General features: G+C 71.9%; 19 protein-coding genes. 9 read left to right on the forward strand and 10 right to left on the reverse strand.

The genetic code is table 11. The annotated features are described in order from the left end of the window. The first annotated feature begins 4 nt into the window (after positions 1-4). Both AFM16_RS31600 and AFM16_RS31605 read left to right on the forward strand, forming a co-directional pair. Complete coding sequence (locus AFM16_RS31600) at positions 5-1,351, forward strand: cytochrome P450 (RefSeq protein WP_078635856.1); 1,347 nt, start codon at positions 5-7, stop codon at positions 1,349-1,351. Positions 1,352-1,653: 302 nt separating this feature from the next. Continuing rightward, complete coding sequence (locus tag AFM16_RS31605; RefSeq protein WP_078635859.1) at positions 1,654-2,805, forward strand: tryptophan dimethylallyltransferase family protein; 1,152 nt, start codon at positions 1,654-1,656, stop codon at positions 2,803-2,805. Positions 2,806-2,878: 73 nt separating this feature from the next. On the opposite strand, the gene AFM16_RS31610 is transcribed toward AFM16_RS31605, so the two are convergent. The 7 genes from AFM16_RS31610 to AFM16_RS31640 all read right to left on the reverse strand — a co-directional run bounded on the left by AFM16_RS31610 (position 2,879) and on the right by AFM16_RS31640 (position 10,100). Next, positions 2,879-4,165, reverse strand: a complete 1,287-nt coding sequence (locus AFM16_RS31610) for a flavin-containing monooxygenase (protein WP_078637152.1) — start codon at positions 4,163-4,165, stop codon at positions 2,879-2,881. A gap of 126 nt (positions 4,166-4,291) precedes the next feature. Further along, entirely contained in the window at positions 4,292-5,008 is a 717-nt protein-coding gene (locus tag AFM16_RS31615) for a GntR family transcriptional regulator (protein ID WP_078635861.1), read from the reverse strand. 65 nt (positions 5,009-5,073) lie between these two features. After that, the gene (locus AFM16_RS31620) at positions 5,074-6,075 is read right to left on the reverse strand and encodes a proline racemase family protein (RefSeq protein WP_078635863.1); all 1,002 of its coding nucleotides are present in this window, start codon (positions 6,073-6,075) and stop codon (positions 5,074-5,076) included. Between the two features lie 38 nt (positions 6,076-6,113). Then, positions 6,114-7,013, reverse strand: a complete 900-nt coding sequence (locus tag AFM16_RS31625; protein ID WP_078635865.1) for a dihydrodipicolinate synthase family protein — start codon at positions 7,011-7,013, stop codon at positions 6,114-6,116. A gap of 95 nt (positions 7,014-7,108) precedes the next feature. Next, positions 7,109-8,557 carry an NAD(P)/FAD-dependent oxidoreductase gene (locus tag AFM16_RS31630; protein ID WP_078635867.1) on the reverse strand — a complete coding sequence of 483 codons (1,449 nt, stop codon included), beginning with the start codon at positions 8,555-8,557 and terminating at the stop codon, positions 7,109-7,111. Beyond that, entirely contained in the window at positions 8,550-8,849 is a 300-nt protein-coding gene (locus AFM16_RS31635; protein ID WP_078635869.1) for a (2Fe-2S)-binding protein, read from the reverse strand. Before AFM16_RS31635 ends, AFM16_RS31630 begins: the two co-directional genes overlap by 8 nt. A gap of 60 nt (positions 8,850-8,909) precedes the next feature. Next, complete coding sequence (locus AFM16_RS31640; RefSeq protein WP_078635871.1) at positions 8,910-10,100, reverse strand: NAD(P)/FAD-dependent oxidoreductase; 1,191 nt, start codon at positions 10,098-10,100, stop codon at positions 8,910-8,912. A 140-nt stretch (positions 10,101-10,240) separates the two neighbouring features. On the opposite strand from AFM16_RS31640, the gene AFM16_RS31645 reads away from it, so the two are divergent. Beyond that, complete coding sequence (locus tag AFM16_RS31645) at positions 10,241-10,924, forward strand: nucleotidyltransferase domain-containing protein (RefSeq protein WP_078635873.1); 684 nt, start codon at positions 10,241-10,243, stop codon at positions 10,922-10,924. A gap of 348 nt (positions 10,925-11,272) precedes the next feature. Beyond that, a complete protein-coding gene (fusA, locus tag AFM16_RS31650; protein ID WP_078635875.1) occupies positions 11,273-13,318 on the forward strand; it encodes an elongation factor G in 2,046 nt (681 codons plus the stop codon). A gap of 60 nt (positions 13,319-13,378) precedes the next feature. On the opposite strand, the gene AFM16_RS31655 is transcribed toward fusA, so the two are convergent. Next, the gene (locus AFM16_RS31655) at positions 13,379-15,226 is read right to left on the reverse strand and encodes a pectate lyase-like domain-containing protein (RefSeq protein ID WP_078635877.1); all 1,848 of its coding nucleotides are present in this window, start codon (positions 15,224-15,226) and stop codon (positions 13,379-13,381) included. A 202-nt stretch (positions 15,227-15,428) separates the two neighbouring features. Between AFM16_RS31655 and AFM16_RS31660 the strand changes: the two genes are divergently transcribed. The 5 genes from AFM16_RS31660 (at position 15,429) to AFM16_RS31680 (ending at position 22,077) form a co-directional block, all read left to right on the forward strand. Continuing rightward, entirely contained in the window at positions 15,429-16,748 is a 1,320-nt protein-coding gene (locus AFM16_RS31660; RefSeq protein WP_030789354.1) for an ABC transporter substrate-binding protein, read from the forward strand. After that, complete coding sequence (locus AFM16_RS31665; protein WP_030789357.1) at positions 16,748-17,731, forward strand: carbohydrate ABC transporter permease; 984 nt, start codon at positions 16,748-16,750, stop codon at positions 17,729-17,731. The genes AFM16_RS31660 and AFM16_RS31665 overlap by 1 nt, the downstream gene beginning before the upstream one ends. A 34-nt stretch (positions 17,732-17,765) precedes the next feature. Next, positions 17,766-18,605, forward strand: coding sequence for a carbohydrate ABC transporter permease (locus AFM16_RS31670; RefSeq protein ID WP_030789359.1), 840 nt, complete (start codon positions 17,766-17,768; stop codon positions 18,603-18,605). 29 nt (positions 18,606-18,634) lie between these two features. After that, positions 18,635-19,993, forward strand: a complete 1,359-nt coding sequence (locus tag AFM16_RS31675) for a GH1 family beta-glucosidase (RefSeq protein ID WP_030789362.1) — start codon at positions 18,635-18,637, stop codon at positions 19,991-19,993. 206 nt (positions 19,994-20,199) lie between these two features. Next, positions 20,200-22,077 (forward strand): discoidin domain-containing protein, encoded by a 1,878-nt coding sequence (locus tag AFM16_RS31680; protein WP_179123395.1) that lies wholly within the window; start codon positions 20,200-20,202, stop codon positions 22,075-22,077. Positions 22,078-22,127: 50 nt separating this feature from the next. Here the strand turns inward: AFM16_RS31680 and AFM16_RS39545 are convergent, their stop codons facing one another. Together AFM16_RS39545 and AFM16_RS31695 are read right to left on the reverse strand one after the other, a co-directional pair. Next, on the reverse strand, positions 22,128-22,886 hold the full coding sequence (locus AFM16_RS39545) for a hypothetical protein (protein WP_167797284.1): 759 nt from the start codon (positions 22,884-22,886) through the stop codon (positions 22,128-22,130). Beyond that, positions 22,883-24,307, reverse strand: coding sequence for a coiled-coil domain-containing protein (locus AFM16_RS31695; RefSeq protein ID WP_078635885.1), 1,425 nt, complete (start codon positions 24,305-24,307; stop codon positions 22,883-22,885). The genes AFM16_RS39545 and AFM16_RS31695 overlap by 4 nt, the downstream gene beginning before the upstream one ends. Positions 24,308-24,375 lie beyond the last annotated feature (68 nt).

The following is a 24,375-nucleotide window of genomic DNA, read 5'->3' on the forward strand; positions in this document are numbered from 1 at the left end:
GACCATGGACCAACCCACCGCCCCGGTACCCCCGCCGGGGTGCCCGGCGCACCAGCCCGGCGGCAGAGTGCCCCTGTACGGACCGGAGTTCGCGGCCGACCCCGAGGCCTACTACTCCTATCTGCGCCACCACGGGCCGACCGCCCCCGTCGAGCTGGCCCCCGGAGTCGACGCCACCCTCGTCACCGACTACGCGACGGCGCTCCAACTCCTTCAGGACTCCGGCACGTTCCGCAAGGACGCCCGCCGGTGGCGGGACCTCAACGAGGGCCGTATCGCGCCGGACAGCCCGGTCCTGCCGCTGCTGGCCTACCGGCCCAACTGCATGTTCACCGACGGCGCCGACCACCTGAGGCTGCGTCAGGCCATCACGGACAGCTTCGCCCGCGTGGACTCGCTGCGGCTCAGCCACAGCACCGAGCGCATCTCAGACTTCCTCATCGCCCAGTTCAGCGAGCGTGGTTCGGCCGACCTGATCGGCAACTACGCCCGGCAGCTCCCGCTGTTCGTCTTCAACGAGCTGTTCGGGTGCACCGCCGACATCGGCGACCGAGTCTTCTTCGGCATCTCCGGCATGTTCGACGGCGTCAACGCCGAGAAGGCCACCGAGGTGCTGTTCCAGGCCGTCGGCGAACTGGTCGCCCTCAAGCGGCAGCGGCCCGGCGACGACGTCACGAGCTGGCTGATGCAGCATCACGCCGGGCTGTCGGACGAGGAGATGGTCCATCAGCTCTCGCTGCTGCTGGGCGCCGGCGCCGAGGCCCTGGTCAACCTCATCGGCAACACCCTCCATCGCATCCTCACCCACGACCGGTACGCCCACGAGGGCGGACTGATCGAGGAGGCCATGGACGACACGCTGTGGGAAAACCCGCCGATGACGAACTACGCGCCCCACTACCCCGTGTCCGACGTGGAGTTCGCCGGCCAGAAGTTCGCCGCGGGCGACCTGCTGCTGATCAGCTTCGCGGCCGCCAACACCGGTCCCGCCCTGTCGGCGGCCCGCAAGGCGGGCAGCAACCGGGCGCACCTGGCGTGGAGCGCCGGTCCGCACGCCTGCCCCTCGAAGGACCCGGCGCGCCACATCGCCGTGACCGCCATCGAGAACCTCCTCAACCGGCTGCCCGACGTGGAGATCACGGTTCCCGAGGACAGCCTGACGTGGCGTCCGGGCCCCTTCAGCCGCGGCCTCGTCACCCTTCCCGCCCGCTTCACCCCGGTCGCGCCGGCGAGGGGGCCCGGCCGGCAGAGCGGCGCCCAGGCGCAGGCCGCCCCCGAGCCCGTCGCCCCCGGCCGCAGGCCCGAACAGGCAGGTGTCTGGAGCAAGTTCCTCACCTGGCTGACGAGGTGATTCACACAACATCCACGCGCCTCCACGCAATTGCATGAAGGTTCAATCGCAGGGGTAGTGAGCAACGCGGTATCCGCGTTGCTCACGAGTAAGAAGGAGGTGTCGTGGATGATGAAACGCATGTCCGACGACGCCACTCACGCCCTGCATCCCGCCGCACGGCCCCCGTCCGGGCCGCACATAACCGAGGGGCGCGCCGCCGCCCCCTCCTCCAGAGCCCAACTCCACAGGCCCGCAGGCAAGAACGTACCCGCCCCACGAGGCGGGTATCTTCTTGCTCCCGGCGCGACGGGGGAGGCCCGGTGACCCTCCCACGCGTCCACCGCCCCCGTGAAGTCCCCACGCTCGGCTCCCTGACGACAAGTCAGCTCACGCGACTCTGCCCCGTCGCGGGTCTCGGCCCCGCCGACGCCGAGACGTACGCGGGCGTCCTGCTCAAGGCCCTGGGACCCGCGGCCGACCGGCCGCTCGACCTCCCGCCGCCCTCGTGCACGTTTCTCTCGGACGACCACACGCCGGTCGAGTTCTCACTGTCCTTCCTGCCCGACGCGTCGCCCTCGCTGCGTGTCCTCGTGGATCCCGGGTCCGCGACGGACAGCCTGCGCCGCAACGGCCGCGTGGGACTGCGGGTGATCCGCAAGATGGCCCGGCGCTGGCACTTCGACACGGACCCGCTGGACAAGCTGGAGGACCTGTTCTTCCCGGCCTCCCCGGAGGGCCCCCTCGCCCTGTGGTGCGCGCTGGAACTGGTACCCGGCGGGGTGCCCAAGCTCAAGGCGTATCTGAACCCGGCCGCGAACGGCGCCAAGCGCTCAGCCCGGACCGTATGGGAAGCCCTGCGCCGCCTCGGACACCACAAGGCGTTCGACGCGCTGCCCCCCGCCGACGGCTACCCCTTTTTAGCTCTGGATCTCGGTGACTGGGACACCCCCCGGGTGAAGGTGTACGCACGGCACGACAACCTCTCCGCCGAGGAGGCGTCGGGCCTGTCCCGCATGGACGCCGGACCGGGAGCGGCCGAGATCGAGGCGTTCTTCCGCACCGCGTCCGGACGGCACCCCGGTGGCTTCGGCGGCTACGGCGCGCCCGACGACCGTCTCACCGGACGCCCCGCCCTCACCTGCCACGCCTTCACCGAGACGAAGACGACGAAACCCAGCGGCTTCACGATCCACGTGCCGGTGCGCGGGTACGCCCGGCACGACGGTGAGGCACTGGCGAGGGCGACGACCCTGCTCGACCGCTACGGCATGGACACCGCCGCACTGTGGCGGGCCCTGTCCGCCGTCACCTCGCGCCGCCCCGAGGACGGCGTCGGGCTCATCGCCTACCTCGCCCTGGCCCACCAGACGGGACGTCCGCCCCGGCTGACCGCGTACGTCTCCTCCGAGGCCTACCACGTCCGCCCACCGGTCGCCCCACGGCAGAACGCGGCCGCGGTGCCTGGCCGTTAGCTCCGAAGAGCAGGGGAGCCGTACGCCGACGTCGCCGGACCGCTCCCCTCGCTCCCGGGCCCCCGCCGGGCCCTCACTCCGCGGCCAGTTCCTCCAGATACGGCGCCACGTTGACCTGGATCGACGCGCCCTGGAGCTGCCCGTACTGCCCGGCGATGCCGCTCAGATAGCCGGCGACCTCCTTGTGCATGACCTCCGGCTCCGGCAGCGTCGACTCACCGGTGATCAGCCGGGCGATCCAGCGCGACTGCGCCTCGACGAGCCGGGTGATGGATCCCAACGGCCGGACCAGCCCCACGAAGAACAAGCCGGGGCGGTCCGGGGCGACCACCCGCTTGTACAGCTCGACCGCCCCCTGACGGCTCACCGGGCAGCCCTGAGGCAGGAACGGGAAGTCCATCCGGTACCCGGTGCAGTAGACGATCGCGTCGGCCCGCACGGACGTGCCGTCGGTGAACACCACCCGCTCGCCGGCCAGGAACTCGATCGCGGGCTTCGGAGCGATCGCTCCGTGCCGGATACGGCTGAGGATCTCGTCCGAGATGGTGACGGCGGAGGCGAAGAGCGGGTGATCGGGCTCGGGCAGACCGTAGTCGGCGAGCCTGCCCCGTGCCACGAGCAGGGCCTGCGCGACGAACCGGCGCTGCTCCTCCAGCGACATGGCCGTCCACCAGGAGGCCTCCGCGATCTCGTCCAGAGCCATGCCGAACAACTGCTTGGGCAGCACATGCAGACCCCGGCGCACCGAGAGGACCGTCTCCGCCGCGTGCCGGGAGAGATCGGCTGCGATGTCCACGGCCGAGGCGCCGAGCCCCACGACGACCACCCGCTGACCCGCGAAGTCGCTGCCGTCGTGGTAGTCCAGGGCGTGGAGAATCCTTCCTTCGAAGGTGTCGGAACCGGGTGCGGGCGCGGGCAGCGACGGTTCCGTGTTGTGCCCCGAGGCGACGATCACCTGGGAGAAACTCCGGGAGGTGCGGGCACCGCGGGCGTCCCGGCTGACGACGGTCCACGAACCGTCGGCCTCCTGCCGTACGGACTCGACGGTCGTCTCGAACTCCACATGGCCCAGGAGCCCCGCCCACTCGGCGAAGGAGCGCAGATAGGCGGCGAACTGGCTGTGCCGGGGAAAGAGCGGGTACGACGCCGGCATCGGGTGGTCGGAGTAACCCGTGAGCTGCTTGGCGGTGTTGAGATGCAGCGACAGATAGCCGGGGCCGCGCTCGCCCGCCCCGGGCCGACGCCAGATGCCGCCGACGTCGGGAGACCGCTCCAGGCAGACGAAACCGACCCCCGCCGACTTCAGGGCATGCGCCGCCGCGAGCCCCGACAGCCCGGCACCGATGAGACACACACGCACGGCTTCCCCCACAGGAAAGACACCATCCTTTCGCCGACCCGCAGTTGACTGCCCATGTGGCGCACCCGCCACTCCTCGGCCGACGGCGACAAGGATCACAGACGGACGGCACGGATGCCGACCCGGTCACTCGGGTGTGGCGGAGGCCCACAGGCCGCGTACATGGCCCAGATGCCGGGTCATGATCTCCCGCACGGCCCGCTCGTCGCGCGCCGACAGGGCGTCCAGAAGCTCCAGATGCTCCTGGGCGGACGCCAGCAGCCGGCCGGACGCGGACAGCGCGGTGAGACCGTAGAGACGGGCCCGGCCGCGCAACCCCCGTACTACCTCCACGAGATGACCGTTCCCGGCCAGCGCCAGCAGGCCCAGGTGGAAGCGGGTGTCCGCCTCGACATAGGCGATCAGATCACCCGCCACCGCGGCGGCGACGATCTCCCGGGCCGCCGGGCGCAACGCCTCCAGCGACACCGGATCGGCGGTCGTGGCCAGCGCCACCACCGTCGGGATCTCGATGAGCGCGCGGACGTGCGTGTACTCGTCGAGCTGCCGGTCGGAGACCTCCGTGACCCGGAAGCCCTTGTTGGGGACCGCGTCGACCAGCCCCTCCTTCGCCAGGTCCAGCATCGCCTCCCGCACCGGCGTCGCCGAGACGCCGAACCGGGCGGCCAGCGTCGGCGCCGAGTACACCTCACCGGGCCGCAGTTCACCCGCGATCAGCGCGGCCCGCAGCGCGTCGGCGACCCGCTCGCGGTAACTGCTGCGCCGGCCGCCGAGCACCGGCAGGGCGGGTCCCGGCGTCCCGGACGCGGCGGGCGTCCGGCTGCTGGGGGGCGGGGCGGTCATGCGGGGGCTCCTCGGTGGCATGTCACGTATCGCCATTATCTACGGTGGCGTGGGCGTGGGTGTTCTCAGAGCGTGAACCCCGCCGGGAACGGGTCCGTCGGGTCCAGCAGGTACTGCGCGGTGCCGGTGATCCACGCACGGCCGGTGATGCTCGGCAGCACCGCGGGACGCCCCGCAACCTCGGTCGTCCCGAGCAGCCGTCCCGTGAACGAGGTGCCGATGAAGGACTCGTTCACGAACTCGGTGTGCAGGGGGAGTTCACCTCGCGCGTGCAGTTGCGCCATGCGCGCGCTCGTCCCGGTGCCGCAGGGCGACCGGTCGAACCAGCCGGGGTGGATGGCCATCGCGTGCCGGGAATGCCGGGCGGTCGAGCCGGGCGCGGTCAGATGGACGTGGTGGCAGCCGCGGATCGACGGATCCTCCGGATGCACCGGCCCGCCCGCCGAGTTCACCGCCTCCATCAGGGACAGCCCGGCCCGCAGGATGTCGTCCTTGCGGGCACGATCGAAGGGCAGCCCGAACTCCGCCAGCGGCACGATCGCGTAGAAGTTCCCGCCGAACGCCAGGTCGTACCGCACCGTCCGGCCGTCGGGCAGAGTGGCCTCACGGTCCAGACCGACCACGAACGACGGCACGTTGCGCAGGGTGACGGACCGGGCGGCGCCGTCCTCGACGGCCACCTCGGCGACCACCAACCCCGCCGGTGTGTCCAGCCGGATCGTGGTGACCGGCTCCACGACCTCCACCATCCCCGTCTCCACCAGGACCGTCGCCACCCCGATCGTGCCGTGCCCGCACATCGGGAGATAGCCGGAGACCTCGATGTACACGACCCCGAAGTCACAGTCAGGCCGGGTCGGCGGCTGAAGGATCGCACCGCTCATCGCCGCGTGCCCGCGCGGCTCGTTCATCAGCAACTGCTTCACGTCGTCACGGTGTTCGCGGAAGTACAGCCGCCGTTCGTTCATCGTGGCACCCGGAATGGTGCCGATCCCGCCGGTGATCACCCGGGTGGGCATGCCCTCGGTGTGCGAGTCGACGGCGTGCAGGACGAGTGTGCTGCGCATCAAGGTCCCCTCTCCGGTGGGTGGTCAAAAGGTCACGGTCACGCCAGGCCCGCTGCGACGGCCTGCTCGGTGGCCTCGCGCACGGCCGCTTCCTGTTCCGGCGTCAGCGGGACCCGGGGCGGCCGGCAACGCCCGCCGGGCCGGCCCACGATGTCCATCGACAACTTGATCGCCTGCACGAACTCGACACGCGAGTCCCAACGCAGCAGCGGATGCAGCCGCCGGTACAGCGGCAGCGCGGCGGCGAGATCCCCGGCGACCGCAGACCGGTACAGCTCGACCGAGGCCCTCGGCAGCGCGTTGGGATACCCGGACACCCAGCCCTTGGCACCCGCCACCGCCAGCTCCACGAGTACGTCGTCGGCGCCGATCAACAGATCCAGTTCCGGGGCGAGTTCGGCGATCCGGTAGGCACGCCGGACGTCCCCCGAGAACTCCTTGACGGCCTGCACGAGCCCCTCGCCGTGCAGCCGAGCCAGCAGCTCGGGCACCAGATCCACCTTGGTGTCGATCGGGTTGTTGTACGCCACGACCGGCAGGCCCGCCTCGGCGACCTCCGCGTAGTGCGCCACCACCGCCCGCTCGTCGGCACGGTAGGCGTTGGGCGGCAGCAGCATGACGGCCCCGCATCCGGCCTCGCGCGCCTGCTCGGCCCAGCGCCGCGCCTCCGCCGAACCGTAGGCGGCCACGCCCGGCATCACCCGGTCCCCGCCGACCGCCGCCACGGCGGTCTCCACCACCCGGGCCCGTTCCTCGGGGGTGAGGACCTGGTACTCGCCCAGCGATCCGTTCGGTACGACGCCGTCACAGCCGTTCGCCACCAGCCAGGCGCAGTGTTCGGCGTACCGGTCGTAGTCCACGGCGAGGTCGTCGTCCAGGGGGAGCGCGGTGGCGACGAGGACGCCGCGCCAGGGGCGGGGGTCAGGCGTGGTGGTCATGGAGGGCCTCTCCTGGAGCGATTGAGGGGAGGGGGAGCATGGTGTGTGACATTGCACTGATGTCGATCTCGGGGTGACTGTCCGCGCCGGGCAGTTCATCGGTCCGGCGGTGGGGGTGGCGGTCGATCCGGCTGCGCGGCCAGCACGCCCAGCGGGACCGGGCGGGCCGGCAGGCGGCGGGCCGGAACCGGCGCGCAGCCCGCGACGCCCGCCACCCCGGCCTCGCACATCCGGCCCTGGCACCAGCCCATCCCGGCCCGGGTCAGCAGCTTCACGGTGCGCAGATCACCGGCGCCGAGCGAGCCCACGGCCTCCCGGACCGCGCCCGCGGTGACCTCCTCGCAGCGGCACACCACCGTCTCGTCGGTGACCAGCTCCGCCCAGCGGGCCGGGGGCGCGTACACCCCGTCGAGTCCGTCGAAGAACGCCCGTGACCTGGTCCGGGCCCGGTCCGCCGGGGCCCACTCCGCCGGGTCCGGCACCGCACCGCGCAGCCGGGCCGCCGCCGACCGTCCCGCGATGTGCCCCTCGGCCAGCGACAGGACCGCGCCGCCTACGCCCGTGGCCTCCCCGGCCGCCCACACGCCGGGGACGTCGGTGCGCTGTTCGTCGTCCACGTGCACGGCGGGTCCGTCGAGCCGGCAGCCGAGCCCGTCCGCGAGATCGGTGTGCGGCAGCAGCCCGTGTCCGACGGCGAGGGTGTCGCAGGGCAGACGGCGCGCGGTGCCCGGTACCGGGCGGCCGTCGGGGCCGAGGGCTGCGACCGTCACGGACTCCAGCCGTTCGCCGCCGTGTGCCTCCAGCACCGTATGCCCCAGCTTCAAGGGGACTCCGTGGCGCACGAGTTGGGCCGCGTACCCGGCGCCTTCGGCGAGCTTGTCCGGTGCCGCCGCGAGGACGCGGGCCCGCTGGGCGAAGTCCTTCGGGGCGGCCGACTCGACCAGCGCGACGACGGTGGCGCCCGCCGCGGCGAGGCCGGTGGCGACCGGCAGCAGCAGGGGGCCCGTGCCGGCCACCACCGCCGTACGGCCCGGCAGTACGAGTCCGCCCTTGAGCAGGGCCTGGGCGCCGCCCGCCGTGACCACACCCGGCAGGGTCCAGCCGGGAAAGGGGAGCACCTTCTCGTAGGCACCGGTCGCCAGCAGCACGCCATCGGCGCGGATCGCCACGGACTCGTCCTGCGCGGGGCCGAGCAGCGCGTGGACGGTGAAAGGGGCGGGCGAGGGGTCGGTGTTCCTTTCCACGCACCACACATGACGGTCACTCAGCAACGTCACGCGTCCCGCCGCGAGGTGCGCGTCGAGGCCGGTGCGCAGCCGCTCCCAGGTGCGCCACCGGTGGTGCAGCGCCCGGGGGCGGCGGGCGCCGAGTCCCGGGGCGGGCTGCCGGTAGAACTGGCCGCCGGGCTGCGGGGCGGAGTCGATCAGCGTCACGTGGACACCGCGCGCGGCCCCCGCCAGGGTGGCTGCGAGCCCGGCCGGACCGGCGCCGATCACCGCGAGATCCGGGCGAGTTGGTGGGGGAAGGGTGGCGCGCTCAGTCATCGTGGCCCGTTCCTTCCTGCGTTCTGATGTCCGCGCCCGGTGTGGCGGGGGTCAGGCAGGCCCGCTGGTTAGGGCGGTCGTTCACGGTGACCAGGCAGTCGAAGCAGACCCCGATCCCGCAGAACACCCCGCGCGGCTGCCCCTCGCCCCGGGTGCCGCGCCAGGCCGTGATCCCGGCCGACCACAGCACGGCGGCGATCGTCCGGCCGGGCAGCGCCTCGATCTCCCGCCCGTCGAACCGGACGGTGAACGGCGCCTCGGGGTGAGCGCGGGCCAGTTCCAGGGGGTTCATGGGGCGGCCTCCTCGGCTTCCAGGGGGTTCATGGGGCGGCCTCCTCGGCTTCCAGAGGGTTCACTCGGCGGCCTCCTCGGCGAAGCGGTCGGGGCGGAACGGGAAGAGGTCCAGCTCGGGGGTCTTGCCGGTCAGCGCCTGCGCGATCAGCAGGCCGGTCCCGGTGGCGAGCCCGATGCCCGCGCCCTCGTGCCCGCAGGCGTGGAACAGGCCGGGCACGCGCGGGTCGGGGCCGAGGGCGGGGAGATGGTCGGGCAGATAGGGGCGGAACCCGAGGTAGGTGCGCAGCGCCCGCACGTCCGCGAGGAAGGGGAACAGGCGCGTCGCCCCGGCCGCGAGGGCGCGGACGACGGGCAGGGAGAAGGAGCGGTCGAAGCCGACCCGTTCACGGCTCGCGCCGATCAGGACCGGACCCGCGGCGGTGCCCTCGACGACCGGCGAGGTCTGGAGGGCGGCGGAGTCGCTGGCCACGTCGGCCACATAGTCGGCGGCGTACACCTTGTGCCGTACCCGGCGCGGCAGCGGTTCGGTGACCAGTACGAAGCCCCGGCGGGGGAGTACGGGCAGCCGGACCCCGGCGAGCGCGGCGATCTCGCCGCCCCAGGTGCCGGCCGCGTTCACCACGGCCGGGGCGAGCAGGTCACCCCGGTCGGTGCGGACCCCGCGCACGGCACCGTCGGGGCCGCGCAGCACTCCGGTCACCGTGCGGCCGGTCTCCAGCCGGGCCCCGGAGGCGCGTACGAGGTGGGCCGCGGCGAGGGTGGGCATCACCTGGGCGTCCTGGGGATAGAGCATCCCGCCCGCCAGTCCGGGCGCCAAGTACGGCTCCAGATCGTGGAGTTCGGAGGCGCCGACGGGGACGGCGGTCACTCCGGCGGCGCGCTGTCCGACGGCCAGACCGGTGAGCGCGGCGAGTTCGGCGGGACCGGAGGCGACGACGAGGCCGCCCTTCGGCTCGTACTCGAAGGCCGCGCCCAGCGCTTCGGCCGTGCCCAACCTCTCGGCTGAGGGCACCTCTTCGGCCAGCTCCCGCCACAACCGGCCGGACAGCAGGGCCAGTCGGAGTTCGGGGCCCGGTTCCTTGTCGGAGACGAGGAGGTTGCCCTCGCCCGCCCCGGTCGTTCCTCCGGTCACCGGACCCCGGTCCACCAGGATCACGTCGAGCCCGGCACGCGCCGCGTACAGCGCACACGCGGCGCCCACCATGCCCGCGCCGACGACCACCACGTCACCGCTGGATCCGTTGGTCACAGCAGTAATATGTCACATGGCGCTGTCCCCGGGAATGACGCTGCGGCCGGAAAATCTGAGGTGGCGGGGCCGTGCCGCGGGGCATCATGGCGGTCCGTCGCCCGTTCGCGGGGGCGGGTCCATCACCACCGGGGGCTCCTGTGACCGTCACCAACATCCTGCTGTCCGGCATCGTCGGCTCGACCGCCTACGGCCTCGCCCGTCCCGGCTCCGACGTGGACCGGCTCGGTATGTTCGCCGCGCCCACGGAGGAACTGCACGGCCTGCGCCGGCCCCAGGACTCGCACGTCAGCACGGCCCCCGACCGCACCCTGCACGAGGCCGCCAAGTGGTGCCGGCTGGCCCTCGGCGGCAATCCGACGGTGATGGAACTCGTCTGGCTGCCCGACGAGTTGTACGAGGTGCGCACCCCGCTCGGCGACGAACTCATCGCGATCCGGGGGACCCTGCCGAGCGCGCACCGGGTCCGGGACGCCTATCTCGGCTACGCCACCCAGCAGTTCCGCAAGCTGCGCAGCCGGGGCGACGGCAGCTTCTCGTCCGACACCCGCAAGCGCACCGCCAAGCACGCCCGGCACCTGCGCAGGCTGTGCACCCAGGGCTACGAGCTGTACGCCACCGGCCGGCTGGAGATCCGAGTGGAGGACCCGGAGAGCTACCACGCCTTCGGCGAGCGGGCGGCCGCCGACCCGGAGTCCGCGCTGCCGCTGCTGCGGGACTTCGAGGAGAAGTTCGCCACCACCCGCAGCGTCCTGCCCGAACAGCCCGACGAGCGGGCCGCCGACGCATGGCTGCGGCGGGTGCGCCGGCACTTCTACAAATAAATCCCGTGCGAAGCACCCCCGTTCGCCTCTACACTCACCGCAGATCACGCGCCGCCCACGACAGAGGGCCGCGCGGCACCACGACGTACGAGGGGAGTCGGCCATGCGTGACCACACCGCTGCCGCCGCTTCCCGAGCCCGCTTCGAGGTGATCCTCGTGTCTCGGGCCGTCCGGTGCCCGCTGCGCGGCCGGCACTGGAAGTCTTGACGACCGCCTGAGCGCTCCGCACTGCAACGCAGCACCTTCGTCATCTGCCGACGTGTGCCCTTGCAGCCTGCCGCGGGTCCCGGCGGTCGTCCGGAGAATCGCGCCGCCCGTTCACCGGAACACCCGAAAGGCCAAGGGCCGTGCGCAACCACCTCGACCGTCATCTCGCCACCGTGCGCAACCTGGGCATCCTCGCCCACGTCGACGCGGGGAAGACCACCGTCACCGAGCGGATCCTGTTCGCCACCGGGACCACGCACAAGCGCGGCGAGGTCCACGACGGCACCACCATCACCGACTTCGACCCGCAGGAACGCGACCGCGGCATCACCATCTTCGCCGCGGCCGTGAGCTGCGACTGGGAGGGTCACCGTGTCAACCTCATCGACACCCCCGGGCACGTCGACTTCGCCGACGAGGTCGAGCGGTCCCTGCGCGTCCTCGACGGCGCGGTGGCGGTGTTCGACGCGGTCGCCGGTGTGGAACCGCAGAGCGAGTCCGTGTGGCGGCAGGCCGACCGGTACGGCGTACCGAGGATCGCGTTCGTCAACAAGCTGGACCGCGCGGGCGCCGACCTCGACACCGCCGTGGCGTCGATCCGGGACCGTCTCCACCCGGTCCCGCTGGTCGTCCAGGTGCCGATCGGTGCCGAGGACGGCTTCACCGGTGTCGTCGACCTGCTCCGGATGCGCGCGCTGATCTGGGGCGACGACGGGGAAGGCGCCGTCGAGGGCGTCGTACCGGAGGAGTTGCGGGAGGAGGCCGCGCGGCGGCGCCGGCTGCTGGAGGAGGCCGTCGCGGAGCGGCATCCGGCCGCGCTGGAGGAGTTCTGCGAGCGGGAGCCCCTGTCCGCGGCGACGCTGGCGGCCGCCCTGCGCGACCTGACCCGCACCGGTGACGGTGTGGTCGTGCTGTGCGGCTCGGCGTACCGCAACCGCGGGATCGAGCCGCTCCTCGACGCCGTCGTGGCCTATCTGCCGTCCCCGCTGGACGTGCCCGCCGTGCGCGGCACGTACGAGGGCGCCGAGCAGGAGCGGCCGGCCGATCCGGCGGCCCCGCTGGCCGCGCTGGCCTTCAAGGTCAGTGCCACGCCGACGGGCCGGCTCACCTATCTGCGGGTGTACTCGGGCACGATCGAGAAGGGAGACACGGTGTGGGAGTCCGGTTCGCGGCGCGGCGAGCGCATCGGGCGGATCCTGCGCGTCCAGGCCGACCGGCACGCCCAGTTGGAGCGGGCGGTCGCCGGGGACATCGTGGCCGTCGTCGGGCTGAAGTCGGCCCGCGCCGGTTCGACCCTCTGCGCGCCGGGGGCGCCGCTCGTCCTCGAACCGCCCGGTGTCCCCGACCCGGTGGTCTCCGTGGCGGTGGAGGCGGTGCGCGGCACCGACACCGACCGGCTGGCCTCGGCGCTCGCCCGGCTGGCCGAGGAGGATCCCTCGCTGGTGGTGCGGACCGACGCGGAGACCGGTCAGACGGTCCTGTCGGGCATGGGTGAACTGCATCTGGAGGTCGCGGTGGAGAAGATCCGCCGCACCCTCGGACTGGAGGTCAACGTCGGCCGTCCCAGGGTCACTTACCGCGAGACCGTCGCGCGCGGCGTGACCGGTCTGGTCTTCCGGCACGTCAAACAGGACGGCGGGGCCGGCCAGTTCGCGCATGTCGTGCTCGATGTGGAGCCGCTGGAGGAGGGGTTCGACTTCCGGTCGGCCGTCGTCGGCGGGCGGGTCCCGCAGGAGTACGTCCGTGCCGTCGAGGCCGGCTGCCGGGACGCCCTCGCCGAAGGGCCCCTCGGCGGGCACCCGGTGACCGGGCTGCGGGTCACCCTGACCGACGGGGCGACCCATGTGAAGGACTCCTCGGAGATGGCCTTCCGCACGGCGGGCCGGTTCGCGCTCCGTGAGGCGCTGCGGGACTGCGCGATGGTCCTGCTGGAGCCGGTCGTCGAGGTCACGGTGACCGTGCCCGAGGAGGCCGTCGGCGGGGTCCTCGGCGACCTCGCGGCACGGCGCGGCCGGGTCACCGACTCGGGCGTGCGCGGCGGTTCGGCGGTGGTCACCGCCACCGTGCCGCTGGCCGAGCTGTTCGGTTACGCGACCCGGCTGCGCAGCCGCACCCAGGGCCGCGGCACCTTCACGGCCCGCCCGACGGGGTACGCCCCGGCACCGGCCGTGGCGGCGACGCCGTAGCGCTGTGAAGGGGGGGAGGGGCGGACGGACTCGCGGTCCGTCCGCCCCTCCCCCCGGCTCTCAGGGGTACGACACCACCGTGGACGGCACCGTGGAGGTGCCGGACGTCGGTGCGCCGGTGTCGTTGATGACGGCCTCGTACTGGCCGTTGCCGCCGAGGGACACCACCAGCAGGTTGTGGAACTTCACACCCGGCCGGACGGGGGCGGCGAAGCCGTGGTGCTGCACGATCGTCGGGTCGACGTTGTAGTAGCAGTAGCTGCCGAGCCCCCAGCCCTCGTGGCTGGTCACCCGGTCGCCGACCTTGTAGGCGGCGTAGCCCTTGAGCGCGCCGTTGCGGATCGCGGCCTGGTTCGGGGCGTCGTACGCCTTCTCGTTCTGGAAGAAGATCGTGCGGCCGCGCTGGCCGAACCACTGCACGTCGTACTTGTTGAAGTGCTCCACGAACAGGCCGGTGGCAAGCACGTCGTCGCCGTTGACGACGACGCCGTAGTCCGCCCGGTTGGTCTCCCAGCCGACGCCCTCGCCGTGGTCGGCCCGCCAGACCCAGGTGTGGTCGACGATGGTGTGCCGGTTGTTGACGACCAGGCTGGTGGTGGCCTTGCCGGGGCCCGCGCCGCCGATCCGGACGAACACGTCCTGCACGGTCGTCGGGTTGGCGGAGTGGTCGCGGTGGGCGCCGCGCGGTCCGATCTCCAGCAGGGTCCGGGAGTTGACCGGTCCGGCGTCCACGAGGAACCCGGCGAGCCGGACTCCGCCGACGTCGGCGACGGTCAGCGCGGTGACGCCGTTGTCCGGGATCAGGGTGGCGTAGCCGAGGCCGAGGACGACGGTGTCGGGGCGAGTCACCCGGATCGGCCGGTCGAGGTGGTAGATGCCCGGGGTCAGCAGCAGGTGCAGGCCCTGCGCGAGCGCCCGGTTGAGGGTGGCGGCGCTGACGCCGGGCTTCGCGACGTAGAAGCGGGACAGGGGCAGGGAGGTGCCGCGCGGGGTGCCGTTGCCCCAGCTCACCCCGCGTGCGCGGGTGCGCTTGGCGGGCAGGAAGACCCGGAGGGCGCCGTGCCGTTCGGCGTACAGGAACGGCTTCTCGCGGGAGACGGGCGTGGTGGTCAGGGTGGTGTAGGGCGGGTCGGGGAAGGTCTGCGCGGGGGCGCCCTCGACGCCCGAGAACACCATGTTCCACACGCCGTTGGTCCAGCCGCCGATGGCGCTGTCCCGGGTGTACCACTGCTGCTGCGAGTACGGGCCGATCTGGCCGTCCACGCGGCTGTCGGCGATGTAGCCGCCGCTGGCCCAGCCATAGCCGGACGGGGCGAGGTCCAGGCTGCCGCGGATGTGCATGCGGCGGAACGGGGCGGCCTGGGCGACCGCCCACCGGTTGGTGCCGTTCGCCGGCACGAGCGCCAGGTTCTCGGCCGAACGCCAGAAGTTCTGCGTGGCGTTGCCGCCGAACCAGCCCGCGTCGACCGTGACGTCCCCGTGGATCGTGGTGTCGTCGGGGGAGAGGCCGAGGCCCATGATCGAGGTGTAGAAGCCCAGTTGGGCGTTGAGACCGTGGTACGTCCCGGGCCGGAAGAGCAGCGCGTAGCGGCCGGTGCCGAACTGGTCCGACTCCTGCCTGCGGAACACCTCGTCCAGCCGCGCCTGGATGCCCGGGGTGGACGGGCCGAAGACCAGGACGTTGGGGCCGAGGTCGCCGCCACCGGGGAGGGGGCGCGGCTTCCCGCGGCCGCGATCGTGCGGTACGGCGGCCTGTGCGCGCGTCGGCGCGTTCGCCGCGGCGTTCCCGGGCGCGCTCGCGGCGGCCGGAGCGGCGGCCAGCCCGGCCAGGACGGGGGCGGCGGCGCCGGCGGCGAGCAGGGTCCTGCGGCGCACCGAGGGGGTGCCGGACGACGAGGTGTGGGGCATGGGCGGCTCTCCTGGTTCAGGAAGTGAACGGTGATGGGGGTTGGGAGCGCTCTCTTGCCGCAGAATGCTTCAACTACCCGAACTGGTGCGTCAAGAGGGGCGACCGAGTTGTGCCAGCCCTGTCGAAACCCTTGACGCGACCGCTTTCGGGGGTTTAACTCACGTCCTAAATTAAGCCCTGATCACAACCGGGAGCCGACCCATGCGCACCATCCGAGCCGCGGCCGCAGGCGCCGTCGTCATGTCACTCGCGCTGGCCGCGACGGCCTGCGGAGGCGGGTCCTCGACCGACGGCGAGGGCTCCAACGACTCGCCGAAGACGCTGACCTACTGGGCCTCGAACCAGGGCGCGAGCATCGAGATCGACAAGAAGGTGCTCCAGCCCGAGCTGGACAAGTTCGAGAAGCAGACCGGGATCAAGGTCAAGCTGGAGGTCGTGCCCTGGTCCGACCTGCTCAACCGGATCCTCACCGCCACGACGTCCGGCCAGGGCCCCGACGTGCTGAACATCGGCAACACCTGGTCGGCCTCCCTCCAGGCCACCGGCGCGCTCCTGCCGTGGGACGACGCCAACTTCGCCAAGATCGGCGGCAAGGACCGCTTCGTCGCCTCCGCGCTCGGCTCGACCGGCGCCGAGGGCAAGGACCCCGCCGCGGTGCCGCTGTACTCGATGGCCTACGCGCTCTACTACAACAAGGAGATCTTCGCCGACGCGGGGATCACCAAGCCGCCGGCCACCTGGGACGAGCTGGTCGCCGACGGCAAGAAGATCCAGGCCAAGGGCAAGCAGGTGCTGGGCGCCGAGGGCGCGAACGTCTCCGAGAACGTCCACCACGTCTTCACCTTCGCCAAGCAGCACGGCGCGGACTTCTTCACCGCCGACGGCAAGCCCGACTTCACCTCCGATGGCGCGGTGGCGGCCGTCAAGCAGTACGTCGACCTGATGGCGAAGGACAAGGCGATACCGGTGGGCAACGCCGAGTACGCGCAGAACCAGTCCGTCAGCGACTTCGCCAAGGGCAAGACGGCGATGCTGCTGTGGCAGTCGGCGTCGGCCAACCTCAAGTCCCAGGGCATGAGCGAGGACGCCTACGGCATCGCGCCGGTGCCCGTGCAGTCCGGCGCCCCCGGCACCGGCAAGCAGGTCAACTCCATGGTCGCCGGCATCAACATCTCCGTCTTCAAGAACAGCGACAACCTCGACGGCGCCACCAAGTTCGTGAAGTTCATGACCAGCGACGAGGAGCAGAAGATCCTCAACACGGCCTACAGCTCCATCCCGCCGGTCGCCGCCGCCCAGACGGATGCCGCCTTCAACTCCCCGGCCACGGCCGTCCTGAAGGACACCCTCGCCAAGAGCGCCGCCGCCCTGCCCCAGGTCGCCGACGAGTCGCAGTTCGAGACCGCCGTCGGTACGGCCGTCAAGGAACTCTTCGCCGATGCGGCCGCCGGACGCGCCGTGACCACCGCGTCGGTCAAGGCGCGGCTGGAGAAGGCCCAGCAGCAGATGCCGGCAGCGTGATGACGACCACGATCGAACGCGGCCGGCCGGGCGTCCGCCCGGTCAAGGCCGCACCCCCGGGCCGCAGGCCCGGCCGGATCCGGCGGATCGGACTGCCGTACCTGCTGCTCCTGCCCGCCCTGGTCCTCGAACTCCTCGTCCATCTGGTGCCGATGGTGATCGGCATCGTGATGAGCTTCAAGGAGCTCACCCAGTTCTACATCCGCGACTGGGGGACGGCGCCCTGGGCGGGGCTCGACAACTACAAGCTGTCGGTGGACTTCAACGCCCCCGTCGGCGAGGCCCTGTTGGACTCGTTCCTCGTCACGGTCGCCTTCACCCTGCTCTCGGTCGGCCTGTGCTGGCTGATCGGCACCGCGGCCGCGATCTTCATGCAGGACACCTTCCGCGGCCGCGGTCTGCTGCGGGCCCTGTTCCTGGTGCCGTACGCGCTGCCCGTCTACGCGGCCGTGATCACCTGGGTGTTCATGTTCCAGCACGACAACGGCCTGGTGAACCACGTCCTGCACGACCAGCTCGGCATCACCGACAAGCCGTCGTTCTGGCTGATCGGCGACAACAGCTTCTGGGCGCTGCTGACCGTATCGGTGTGGAAGGGCTGGCCGTTCGCCTTCCTGATCGTGATGGCCGGCCTGCAGAACATCCCCCGGGAGCTGTACGAGGCGGCGGCCCTGGACGGCGCCGGGATCTGGCAGCAGATCCGCCGCATCACCCTGCCGTCGCTGAGCCCGGTCAACCAGGTCCTCGTCCTGGTGCTGTTCCTATGGACGTTCAACGACTTCAACACGCCGTACGTCCTGTTCGGCAAGGCCGCCCCGGAGGCCGCGGACCTCATCTCGGTCCACATCTACCAGGCGTCCTTCGTCACCTGGAACTTCGGCGCCGGCTCCGCGATGTCCGTCCTGCTGCTGCTCTTCCTGCTGGCCGTGACCGGGGTGTACCTCGCGCTCACCTCGCGCGGACGGAGGCCCGCCGATGCCTGAACCCTCGACGGCGACCGTGCCGCGCAACTCGCCCATGGCGCCCCCGCGTTCCTTCCTGTGGACGCGGCGGCTCTTCCTCACCCTGCTCACCGGCTTCGTGCTGATCCCGGTGTACGTGATGGTCTCCAGCTCGCTGAAGCCCCTCGCGGACGTCACGGGCAAATTCCGCTGGCTGCCCAGCGAACTGACGATCCGTCCGTACATCGACATCTGGTCGACCGTCCCGCTCGCCCGCTACTTCGTGAACTCGCTGATCGTGGCGGGCGCGGCGACGGTCTGCTCGGTGGTCATCGCGGTCTTCAGCGCCTACGCCGTCAGCCGCTACAACTTCCGCGGCAAGCGCGTCTTCACGGTCACCGTGCTGTCCACCCAGATGTTCCCCGGCATCCTCTTCCTGCTCCCGCTCTTCCTGCTCTACGTCAACATCGGCAACGCCACCGGCATCGCCCTGTTCGGCTCGCGCGGCGGACTGATCCTGACGTATCTCACCTTCTCCCTGCCCTTCTCGATCTGGATGCTGATCGGGTACTTCGACTCGGTGCCGCGCGACCTGGACGAGGCGGCGCTGGTCGACGGCTGCGGGCCGCTCGGCGCGCTCTTCCGGGTCGTGGTGCCCGCCGCGATCCCCGGCATCGTCGCCGTCGCGGTCTACGCCTTCATGACGGCCTGGGGCGAGGTGCTGTTCGCCTCCGTCATGACCAACGAGACCACCCGCACGCTCGCCGTCGGACTCCAGGGCTACTCGACCCTCAACGACGTCTACTGGAACCAGATCATGGCCGCCTCGCTGGTCGTCAGCGTGCCCGTGGTGGCCGGCTTCCTGCTCCTCCAGCGCTATCTCGTCGCCGGGCTGACGGCCGGAGCCGTCAAGTGACCGGCTCCCTTGACCACGAAGGACATCACGTGACCATCGACCTCGCCGCACTTCCGCACGACTTCCTGTGGGGCACGGCCACCTCGGCGTACCAGATCGAGGGAGCCGTGGCGGAGGACGGCCGTTCGCCGTCGATCTGGGACACCTTCGCGCACACCCCGGGCAAGACCGCCGGCGGCGACCACGGCGACATCGCCTGCGACCACTACCACCGCTGGCGCGACGACATCGGCATCATGCGTGAACTCGGCGTCAACGCCTACCGGTTGTCGGTGGCCTGGCCCCGCGTGGTGCCGGGCGGCGACGGCCCGGTCAACCCCAAGGGCCTCGCCTTCTACGACGAGTTGGTCGACGCGCTGCTCGCCGCCGGCATCACCCCGTCCGTCACGCTCTACCACTGGGACCTGCCGCAGGTGCTCCAGGACCGCGGCGGCTGGCCCGAGCGGGACACGGCGGAGCACTTCGCCGCGTACGCCTCCGCCGTCGCCGAACGGCTCGGCGACCGGGTCGGCCACTGGGCCACCCTCAACGAGCCCCTGTGCTCGGCCTGGATCGGCCACCTGGAGGGCCTGATGGCCCCCGGTCTGACCGACCTCACGGCGGCCGTCCGCGCCAGCTACCACCTGCTGCTCGGCCACGGCCTCGCCACCCAGGCCATCCGCGCCGCCGCCCCGGACGCCGAGATCGGCATCGTCAACAACCTCTCCACCGTGCACGCCGCGAGCGACCGCCCCGAGGACCTCGCCGCCGCCCGCCGCGTCGACGGCCACACCAACCGCTGGTGGCTCGACCCGGTGCACGGCCGCGGCTTCCCGGCCGACATGCGGGAGCTGTACGGGGTCGAACTCCCCGAGAAGCCGGGCGACTTGGAGACGATCGCGCAGCCGCTCGACTGGCTGGGCCTCAACTACTACTTCCCGGTGACGGTGACCGACGACCCCGAAGGCCCCGCCCCCTACGCCCGTTCCGTCCGCAAGCCCGACGTGCCGCGCACCGGCATGGACTGGGAGGTGGACGCGAGCGGCATCGAGGCGCTGCTGATGCGCCTCACCGACGAGTACGGGGCCCGCCGGCTCTACGTCACCGAGAACGGCTCCGCCTACCCCGACGTCGTACGCCCCGACGGCACCGTGCACGACCCGGAGCGGCAGGCGTACTTGACCTCCCACCTCGCCGCCTGCGCCTCCGCAGCCCGCCGGGGCGCCCCGCTGGCCGGCTACTTCGCCTGGTCGCTGCTGGACAACTTCGAGTGGGCGTACGGCTACGAGAAGCGGTTCGGGCTGGTGCACGTCGACTACGAGACCCAGACCCGGACCATCAAGGGCACCGGGCGGCACTACGCGGACATCGTCCGCAGGCACCGCGAAGGGGTGCGCAAGGCCGCCTGAGAGACGGCCTCCGTGGCCGGTGGGTGCGGGAGCCCGCCGGTCACGGAGGCGCCATCGATCCACGTTCCGGACCGTGGATTCACCTTCTGAACTGTCGATTCAACTTCTGAACTGTCAGGTGCACGTCATATCCATGCCGTGGTGCGGGCCCGCCACGCCCGCGCCTCGCGACCAAGGAGAGCCGCATGCCCGACCCCACCCGCCGCATGCCCACCCGCGCTCTGGTGAGCGCCCTCGCCACCCTGTCCCTGCTCGCCGGCGCCACCGCGTTCTCCGCCGCGGCCGAACCCGCCGCCGGGCCCGCCGCCGCGGCGGCCGCCTGGGACACCGACCGCGCCGCCGCCGCGTACGCCGTGAACCCCGCGGCCGTCACCGCCTCCGGCAGCGAGAACCCCGGCACCACCCCCGGCCTCGCCTTCGACGGCAACGGCGCCACCCGCTGGGCGAGCAACTTCGCCGACGACGCCTGGCTGCGCGTCGACCTCGGCTCGACCATCCGCGTCGAACGCGTCGTCCTGGACTGGGAGGCCGCCTACGGCAAGCGCTACGTCCTGGAGGTCTCCAAGAACGGCACCGACTGGACCCCCTTCTACACCGAGACCGCCGGCACCGGGGGCTCGGTCACCGCCCACACCTACCCCCAGGAAGTGACGGGCCGTTACATCCGGCTGCGGGGCCTGGAACGCGGCACCCCCTGGGGCTACTCGCTGTGGAACTTCAAGGTCTACGGCGGCGAACCGGCCCCCGCCGCCACGACCCGCGCCAACCTGGCCCTCAACCACCCGGCCTACGCGGACCGTTACCAGCACGCGGGCAACTCCCCGGCGTTCGTCACCGACGGCGGCCGCCCGGCCAACCTCAAGGACGACGTGAGCCGTTGGTCCAGCGACTGGAACAAGGACCGCTGGATCGCGGTGGACCTGGGCGCCCCGTCCACCATCGACACCGTCGACCTGTACTGGGAGGCGGCCTACGCCGTCGACTACGAACTCCAGGTCTCCGACGACAACCGCACCTGGCGCACGGTCCACCGCCCCTCCGCCGCCGAGGTCGCCGCCCGCCGCGCCGACGTCAAGTCCCCGGGCGACGCGGTCGGCCGGCACGACAGCATCCGGCTGCCCCAGCCGGTCACCGGCCGCTACGTCCGCATGCTCGGCAAGGAACGCCGCTCCTTCTACAACCCGGCCCCCGCCACGGCCCAGTTCGGCTACTCCCTCTACGAGTTCGAGGTCTGGGGCACCGGCGGCAGCGCCGCGGCCGCCTACCCGGCCCTGCCCGGCGAACAGTCCGGCAGCTACCGGACCACCTTCTTCGACGACTTCACCGGCGCCTCCCTCGACCGCTCCAAGTGGCGTGTGGTGCGCACCGGTACGGAGATGGGCCCGGTCAACGGCGAGTCACAGGCGTACGTCGACTCCACGCAGAACATCCGCACCGAGGGCGGCAACCTCATCCTGGAGGCCAAGCACTGCAAGGGCTGCACCCAGGCCGGCGGCGGCACCTACGACTTCACGTCCGGCCGTATCGACACCAACACCCGCTTCGACTTCACCTACGGCCGGGTCAGCGCCCGCATGAAGCTCCCCGTGGGAGACGGCTTCTGGCCCGCCTTCTGGCTGCTCGGCAGCGACGTCGACGACCCGGCCGTGTCCTGGCCCGCCTCCGGCGAGACCGACATCATGGAGAACATCGGCTACGCCGACTGGACCAGCACCGCCCTGCACGGCCCCGGCTACTCCGCGGACGGCAACATCGGTGAACGCCAGACCTACCCGAACGGCGGCCGCGCCGACCAGTGGCACACCTACGCCGTGGAGTGGACCCCGACCGGCATGCGCTTCTACGTCGACGACCGCCTCGTCCAGGAGACGACCCGCAACAAACTGGAGTCCACGCGCGGCCAGTGGGTCTTCGGCCACAACCAGTACGTGATCCTCAACCTCGCCCTCGGCGGCGCCTACCCGGCCGGCTGGAACAAGGTCACCACCCCGTACTGGGGCCTGCCCCAGTCCAGCGTGGACCGCATCGCGGGTGGGGGAGTGCGGGCGGAGGTGGACTGGGTGCGGGTGGAGCAGAAGGGGTGAGAGGCGCTGGATGACGTGGGGCCCGCCCCGCTCGGGGCGGGCCCCGCACGTCAGTTGGCCAGCGCGACCCGTTCGACATGAGCCACCTTGATGGTCTCGATGTCGGCCAGGGTGTGGTCGTCCTCCAACTCGACGTACTCGTCGAACTCCCCGGTGTCGGCATCGGTTCGGCCGGGGCGGAGGTGTGTCGCGCTGAAGTACGCCTGGCCGACGAAGTCGCCGTCCTCGTCGAAACCGTTGACGATCACGGCGTAGTTGGCGGGCTCGTCACCCTTGTTCGTGATCTTGTAGACGAACTCGTACGCGGTGGTCGCGTCGCAGTCGTTGTACGTGTACTCGTCGGAGTCGTCGCACTCCTCGCCCTCGTCGAGCAGGCTGTTCTCACTGTCCGTCAGCTTCCCGCCGGACACCTCGACATGACTCATCGCGTCCCCGTCACCGCCCAGCACCCACCAGGCGGTTCCCCCACCGACGAGCAAGGCGGCGACGACACCGAGCGCGACGACGACACCCTTGCGGGAGCCCTTGGGCGCGGGCGCGACACGGACCGGTGGGTAGGGGGCCGCGGGGTAGGGCGTGCCGGCGTAGGCGGGCGGGGGAGCGGTGGGGTAGGCGGCCTGGGGGACGGCGGTGGGGGTCGGGGTCGGGGCAGGTGCGGGCGCGGGCGCGGGTATCGCTTCGGCTTGGGGTGCCGGGGCCGGAGCCGGTACGGAGGCCGGGGCAGTGGGCGCCGTCGGGTCCGAGGTCGGCTCGGGCGTCGGCTCCGGGGCGGCGTCCGTCTGCGGTCTGTCGGGGGTGTTCTCGGTCATACGGCGGCTCCTTGGGCGGGCTGTGCTGGGTTGATGCGATGGCCGGTTCCGGCCAGCAGGAGGAGGACGGCGAGGACGGCGGCGACACAGGCGGGGAGGAGGACGCCGGACTCCTCGGCCGCGAACATGCCGGCGGCGCCGAGGGAGAGGAACATCCCGGATGCCTGGAACCCCGTCCCCTGGGGCATGGCACCGGCGGTCCGCCACCGGCGGCGCGGGATCCACAGCCGGAGCAGCTCCGCGGTGGCCGCCAGGGCGAGGAGCCGGGAGACGATCCTGAGCCACACGGGAGCCGTCTCGTCCCCCAACTCCCCCACCCCGACGACGGACACGAACCCGAAGCCGACGATGGGCAGCAACCAGCCGAGGCTCGCGCGGAGACCGGGTGCGGATGGGGCGGCGGGGCTGACGGCGGATGCGTCGGGTGACGTGAGGGAGGCCGGGGCGGGACGGAGCGCACGTGACTGGGCGCGGCGTGCGCGAAGGCCCACGTCTCCGTACCGCTTCATGTGGACGGCCAGTTCGGCCTGGAGGACGACGAGTTGTTCGGCCATGGCGTCGAACTCGGCCCGGCGTTCCGCGGCGCGACCGGCGGCCTCCCGCTCGGCCGCGGTGAGACGCTCGACGGCTTCGGCGTGCAGGCGCGTGGCCTCGGCGCGGGCGGCTTCGGCGGTGAGAGGCGCTTGGGCCAGTTCCGCGCGGAGGCGGGTGCGTTCGGCCTCGATGATCTCGGCGATGCGGTGGCGTTCGTCCGGGGGAAGCACGTGCGGGGCGCGGGCCTCGGCACGGGCGAGCGCGGCCCGGCGCCACTCCATGAGGGGACGGCCCCGATGCTCGCCGATGCCGTTGATGTGGACCTTGCCGCCGCGGGTGCGGTGGATGTAGAGGACTTCGCCGCCCTTGCCGTTGGGGGCCTTGCCCCAGCTCACCCGTTTGAAGTCGGCAGCCGTGCGGATGCCGTGCGCCCCGAGGTCGCGGATCAGCCCGCTGCCGATGCCGTTGAGTTCGCTCGCCTTGAGGTGCGTGCTGGTGAGAGCGCGCTCGATTGACTCACGGCGCAGGACGGCGAGGGCGCGCCGTTCCTGGCTGTCGCGCCTGCCGTCCAGGCCGTTCAGCCGACGGGTGAGCGAACGCTCCTCACGGGCCAGCTTCTCGCGTATGCGCTGAAGGGCCCTGCCCTCGGTGGCCTCCGCCCGGCGCCGGTCGCGCACCTCGCGGTTCAACCGGCGACGGTCCGCCGCCTCGAAGGCACGGCGCTTGTCGAGGAGGCGGCGCAGGGCGCGGATGGCCTCGATCAGGCGGCGGCGTTCGGTGCGGGTCTCCGCCGGGGAGGGAGGAGGGGTGGTGCTGTCGATCAAGTGGGTCTCGCTCAGGGTGCGGGTTGTCGTCGTGGGGCGGCGTGCGGCCGTGATCAGGGACAAGGGCAGAACCTGAGGAGATCCGCGTGCGTGTAGACGCGGACTCTTGTGATGTGGAAAAGGTTGCAGCG

It is taken from the genome of Streptomyces antibioticus (assembly GCF_002019855.1).
In the GTDB taxonomy this organism is placed as follows: domain Bacteria; phylum Actinomycetota; class Actinomycetes; order Streptomycetales; family Streptomycetaceae; genus Streptomyces; species Streptomyces antibioticus_B.